Raw genomic sequence first — 6000 nt, forward strand, 5'->3', positions numbered from 1 at the left:
TTCCCACACTTTGCACAGAGAGGATGATCCTTCGGATGGATTTTGAAACCTTGCAGGCCCAGTGCCTGACCTGTACCCGCTGCCCGCTGGCCGAGACACGGCAGCACGTTGTCTTTGGTCAGGGGGTGCCCGACGCCGAAGTGCTTTTTGTGGGCGAGGGCCCCGGCCAGAGCGAGGACGAGCAGGGCCTGCCCTTTGTGGGGCGGAGCGGCCAGCTGCTGGATAAATACCTCTTCGCCATCGACCTGGACCGGAACAAAAACTGCTATATCGCCAACATCGTCAAATGCCGCCCGCCCCAGAACCGGGACCCTCTCCCCGAGGAGAGCGCCGCCTGTATGCCCTGGCTGCGGGAACAGTTCCGGCTTTTGCGGCCCAAGATCGTGGTCTGCCTGGGCCGGGTGGCCGCCAAACAGATGATCGACCCCAATTTCTCGGTGACCAAACAGCACGGCCAGTTCTTTGAGAAAGGGGGCGTGCTCTTTATGGGCACCTTCCACCCCGCGGCCCTGCTCCGCCAGGGCCAGAACAAGCCCGAGGCCTTCGCCGATTTTGTAGCCCTGCGGGAGAAGATCCAGGCCGTCTGCACCCACACCTACCCCGCCCCCTGAGGGGCCCTTTTGTAGCAGGGCCGCCCGCTTTTGCATACCTTATGCCAAAAGCGAGGTGCTCTGATGATGGAAAATCTTTATCCAAAATCCGTTGATTTTTTCCTTGGAACCACCACTCCGGCGGGGTTCCGGGGGTATTTTGAGGAGCTGCGCCGGGAGCCCGGCACCCAGATGTATCTGGTCAAAAGCGGGCCCGGCTGCGGCAAATCCACCCTGATGAAGCGTCTGGCCCAGATGTCCGGCGGGCCGGTCCAGTGCATCCACTGTTCCAGCGACCCCGACAGCCTGGACGGGGTGGTCTTCTGCGAGAAAAAGGCCGCCATTGTGGACGCCACCGCCCCCCACACCCTGGAACCCGCCGCCCCCGGCGCCGACGAGGTTGTGGTGAGCCTTTACCACACCCTGGACACCGCCGCCCTGCGGAAGAACAAGGCCGAGATCAAGGCCCTGTTCGAGAAGAACGCCGCCCTGCGGAGCCGGGCCGCCCGGTATATCACCTCAGCGGGCAGTCTCGTGCTGGACAGCCGCCGCACCGCCGCCTGCAGCACCAACTTCGAGAAGGTGCGCCGCTACGTCAAGCGGCTCTGCGCCCGGCTGCTGCCCCGCACCGGCCGCCAGCCCGCCGAACAGCTGCGGCTGCTCTCGGCCATCACCCCCAAGGGCCCGGTGTTCTATTCCAGCACCGCCGCCGCCCTGGCCGACAAGGCCATCGTTTTCCGGGACGAATATGGGGCGGTGTCCCGGCTGCTGCTGGAGCTGATCCGGGCCGAGGCCCTGATCCGGGGGTATGAGATCATCACCTGCCCCTGTGCCATGCACCCGGACGAGAAGATCGACCACATCTTTATCCCGGCCCTGCGGCTGGCCTTTTTGACCGACAACAGCTGGCACCCGGTCTCCCTGCCCGGCCAGCAGAGTGTCCGCTGCGCCCGATTCCTGGACCAGGAGAATCTGGCGGGGTACCGGGCCCGGCTGCGGTTCAACACCCGGGCCGCCCAGGAGCTGATCCAGCAGGCGGTGGCTCTGATGGCCCAGGCCAAGGCCTGCCACGACGAGCTGGAGAGCTATTACCGTGCGGCGGTGGATTTCGGCGCGGTGGAAAAGGTCACCCGGGACTGTGCCGCCCTGATGGGATTGTGATTTTTAACCCGCCCACCCTCCCTTTCGATGTATGGGAGCTCCTGCTCTCTTGCGCTGGCTGATTTCTGCGGCGCACCCTTGCGGATGCTTGCACAAATCAGAGCGCGGCGCCAACAACAGCTCCCTGTTTCCGCCACTGGCGGCGGTCACTGTTGTTGCCCCCATGCCCCCACCCAGCCGCCAGGCTCTGCGGTTGGATCGGAAAATTTGTAATTCCTTTGACGTTCAACCCACACGGAGGTGAAACCTTTGGCTCAGATACGGCTGGCCATCCGGCAGCTGGTGGAATTTCTCATGCAGCGGGGCGACATCGACAGCCGGTTCGCCGGGTTCGACCGGGCCAACGAGGGGGCCCGGATCCACCGCCGGCTCCAGAAACAGGCGGGCGAGGGCTACCGCGCCGAGGTGCCCCTGACCCTCACCCGCACCGTGGGCGGCGTCGAATACACCCTGGAGGGCCGGGCCGACGGCATCTTTGAGGAGGACGGCCAGACCGTCATCGACGAGATCAAGACCACCGCCCGCCCCTCGGCCGAGATCACCGAGGAGATGAACCCCTGCCACTGGGCCCAAGGGATGGTCTACGGGGCCATCTACGCCGGGCAGCAGGGGTTAGACACCCTCTCGGTCCGGCTGACCTATTTCCAGATCGACGAAGAAAAAATCCTCCGGTTCACCCGGCGTTTCACCCGGGGAGAGCTGGAGGAATTTCTTGACCGGCTGCTGGCCGACTACGTCCCCTGGGCCCGGCGGCAGCTGGACTGGGCCGCCCAGCGGACGGGCAGTTTAAACGCGCTCACCTTCCCCTACCCGGCCTACCGCCCGGGGCAGCGGGCCCTGGCCGGGGAGATCTATCGGGCCTGCCGCCAGGGCCGCACGGAGGCCAAAAGCGGCACCCGCCTGTTCTGCCAGGCCCCCACCGGCACCGGCAAGACCATGAGCGCCCTCTTCCCCGCCCTGAAAGCTCTGGGGGAGGGCCACGGCGACAAGCTGTTTTATCTGACGGCCCGCACCACCGCCCGCACCGCCGCCGAGGAGGCGGTGGCCCAGCTGCGGCGGGCATCCCCCGGGCTGCGGCTGCGGAGCATCACCCTCACCGCCAAGGAGAAAGTTTGCCTAGCCAAAAACGAAGCCGGGCGGCCGGTCTGCATCCCCGACCTCTGCCCCTACGCCAAAGGATATTTCGATCGGCGGAAGGACGCCCTGGCGGATCTTCTGGACGGCCCCGGCAGCCTGGACCGCCCCCGGATCGAGGAAGCCGCCCGGGCCCACACCGTCTGCCCCTTTGAGCTGGGGCTGGACGCCAGCGAGTGGAGCGATCTGGTGATCGGGGACTATAACTATCTCTTCGACCCGGTGGTGCGGCTTCGGCGGTTCTTCGAGGCGTCGGGCGGGGACTGGGTGTTTTTGATCGACGAGGCCCACAACCTGCCCGACCGGGCCCGGGAGATGTACTCCGCCAGCTTTGCCAAAAGCCAGCTCACCGAGGCCCGCAAGGCCCTGAGCGGGGGCAGCCGGCTGAAAGGGATGCTGATGCGGGCCGACCGGCTGCTGCTGTCGGTCCGCCGGGCCTGCGCCGAGTGCGCCCCCCGGAAAGGCTCTGCCCCCGAGACCGCCCCCGCCGAAACGCCCCCCGAGGCCGAGGCCCAGCAGCTGGGGATGTTCGGGGCCGGGGAGCTGGCCGAGGACCGGGAATCCCCCGGCGCCAAGGGTTCCCGCCGGGCCGCCAAGCCCTTTGCGCTGCCCGAGGCTCTCTACGCCGAGGATGGGGTGCTCTTTTTCGCCGAGCCCCCCGCCGGGCTGCTCCCGCCCCTTCAGGCCCTGATGACCGCCTTGCAGGAGTGGCTGGAGGATCACCCCGAGGCCCCGGGCTATGAAACCCTTTTGAATCTCTTTTTCTCCCTGCGGGAGCTGCTGCGCACCGCCGAGCGGTACGACTCCCACTCGGTGACCCAGCTGACGGTCCGGGGCAGCGAGCTGCGGATCGACCTGCTCTGCCTGGACCCCTCGGCCTTTGTGGACGAGAGCCTGGCCTGCGGCCGGGCGGCGGCCCTCTTCAGCGCCACCCTGACCCCGCCGGGGTTTTACCGCCGGGTGCTGGGCTGCGAGAGCGCCCGGGCCGTGGCCCTGGAAAGCCCCTTCCCGCCCGAAAACCTGGGGCTCTACTGCCTGCCGGGGATCTCCACCCGCTACCGGGACCGGGAGGCCAGCACCGCCGCCGTCTCGGACGCCCTGGCGGCCCTGGCCCGGGGGAAAATTGGCAATTACCTGGCCTTCTTCCCCAGCTACGCCTATCTGAACCAAGTGTACGAGGACTTCACCCGCCGGTACCCGGATATTCCCTCTTTCTCCCAGGATGCGGGGCTGGACGAGGCGGGGCGGGCGGCCTTTCTGGAGCGGTTCGCCCCCGACCCCACCGAGACCCTTTTGGGCTTTGCGGTGCTGGGGGGCGTCTTTGGCGAGGGGGTGGACCTGACCGGCAACCGCCTGATCGGCTGCGCCGTGGTGGGGGTGGGCCTGCCCCAGGTGAGCCCCCGGCAGGAGATGCTCCGCCGCTACTTCGAGGAGAAAGAGGGCGCGGGCTTCGACTTCGCCTACCGCTACCCCGGCATGAACAAAGTGTTGCAGGCGGCGGGCCGGGTGATCCGCACCGAGGCGGACAAAGGGGTAGTCCTGCTCCTGGACGACCGCTTTTCCCAGGGGGCTTACCGGCGGCTCTTCCCCCGACACTGGGCCCATCTGCGGTATCTGGCCGACACCGACGCCCTGGCCGGGGCGCTGGCGGAGTTTTGGGGAAAACAATGATTGATACTCCCACCCGCCCGGGAGCGTTGACCCCGGACTCCCTTTTAGGCATCCGCGCTCTTGCACTATGGCAGCCGAACGGTTTGAACGGCAGGAACCGCACTCTCGGGCCGCGAGGTGGACCGACTTGCGGGGCCTGCCAGGCAAATCCGGGCGGCGGCCTCAGTCGCAGCCGCTTTCCGCTTAGAGCCCCCACGGGGGGCGGGGCCACAGGCCCCAGGGGGAACATCTAAAGGGCGGGGTGGGCGGGTTCAAATCATCTTGACAGCCCCGCCGAAAATGGGCTAAAATAAAGAGAAAAGCCTATATTAAACCCCATCCAAACGGAGGACGTTTTTGTGAAAATACTGAAAGTCAAATGTCTGGCCCCCACCCGGCTGGACCAATACCTGATGCAGCAGTTCCCCGCCCTGAACCCCGGGCGGCTGAACAAGGCTTTGCGGGAGAACAAAATCAAGCTCAACGGCAAAAAACAGCCCCTCTCCACCCGGGTAATGGCGGGGGACGAGATCAAGCTCTTCATTCTGGACGAGATTCTGGAGGCCGACCGCCGCAGCGACGGCCCCGCCTGGAAGAACGCCCGCTGCCCGGCGGAGGTGGTGTTTGACAGCCCCCAGCTGCTGGTGGTGAACAAACCCGCCGGCCTTTCGGTGGACGGCCCCGAGGACGACACCCTTTTAAACCGGGCCCTGCTCTGGCTGAACAAAGAGGGCCAGTACAGCGAGGACTCCCTCTATCAGCCCGCCCTCTGCCACCGGCTGGACACCGGCACCAGCGGCCTTGTACTGATCGCCAAGACCCCCGAGGCCGAGCAGGTCTTTTTGGAGGCCATCAAGGAGCGGCAGATCAAAAAGACCTATCTCTGCGTGACCTTCGGGCGGCCGACGCCCCCTGCCGCCACCCTGGGGGGCTATCTGCTCAAGGACGCCGACCGGGGCATCGTGCGGATCATCGAGGAGAAAAAGCCCGGCGCCAAGGAGGTCTGCACCGAGTACGAGACGGTGGCGGTCTCGGGGCGGCTGGCCCTTTTGAAAGTCCGGCTCATCACCGGCCGGACCCACCAGATCCGGGCCCACATGGCCAGCATCGGCTGCCCCATCCTGGGGGACAGCAAATACGGCAACAACACCGCCAACCGGGAGCTGAAACTCAAGTACCAGGCCCTCTGCGCCTGGGAGCTGGCTCTGCCCGGCTTCTCCCAGCCCGAGTTTGAGTCCCTCAGCGGCAAGGTGTTCCACGCCCCCAAGCCCTGGTATTACAGCCAGGTGATCGACGGCACCTTAAAGTAACTCCAACAATAATGATCCCCCGGCATAGCCGGGGGTTTTTCATATGCGGGCATAGCCCTAGAATACTAGCCACGCGTCACGTCGCGTAAGTACGATCTGCCAGCCGCGAAAGATTTGTTACTTCCCGCCCGTAAACGGGCAATTCAGCTTACTGC

At 65.8% G+C, this 6000-nt stretch carries 4 protein-coding genes; all 4 read left to right on the forward strand.

Going from position 1 to position 6000, the window contains the following annotated elements; translation table 11 throughout:
* Positions 1-35: 35 nt before the first annotated feature.
* Positions 36-611: a uracil-DNA glycosylase gene (locus JCM17207_RS12685; RefSeq protein ID WP_238317993.1), complete on the forward strand. Its 576-nt coding sequence runs from the start codon at positions 36-38 to the stop codon at positions 609-611.
* Between the two features lie 63 nt (positions 612-674).
* Positions 675-1751: a hypothetical protein gene (locus JCM17207_RS12690; protein ID WP_238317994.1), complete on the forward strand. Its 1077-nt coding sequence runs from the start codon at positions 675-677 to the stop codon at positions 1749-1751.
* Between the two features lie 249 nt (positions 1752-2000).
* On the forward strand, positions 2001-4556 hold the full coding sequence (locus JCM17207_RS12695) for an ATP-dependent DNA helicase (protein WP_238317995.1): 2556 nt from the start codon (positions 2001-2003) through the stop codon (positions 4554-4556).
* A 338-nt stretch (positions 4557-4894) separates the two neighbouring features.
* Positions 4895-5845, forward strand: coding sequence for an RluA family pseudouridine synthase (locus tag JCM17207_RS12700; RefSeq protein ID WP_238317996.1), 951 nt, complete (start codon positions 4895-4897; stop codon positions 5843-5845).
* The last annotated feature ends 155 nt before the right edge of the window (positions 5846-6000 follow it).

Origin of the sequence: Faecalibacterium gallinarum (assembly GCF_022180365.1) — a bacterium.
Lineage (GTDB): Bacteria > Bacillota > Clostridia > Oscillospirales > Ruminococcaceae > Faecalibacterium > Faecalibacterium gallinarum.

Coding starts and splice junctions, on each gene's coding strand:
- JCM17207_RS12690 (WP_238317994.1), top strand. CDS start 675: ATGATGGAAAATCTTTATCCAAAATCCGTTGATTTTTTCCTTGGAACC.
- JCM17207_RS12685 (WP_238317993.1), top strand. CDS start 36: ATGGATTTTGAAACCTTGCAGGCCCAGTGCCTGACCTGTACCCGCTGC.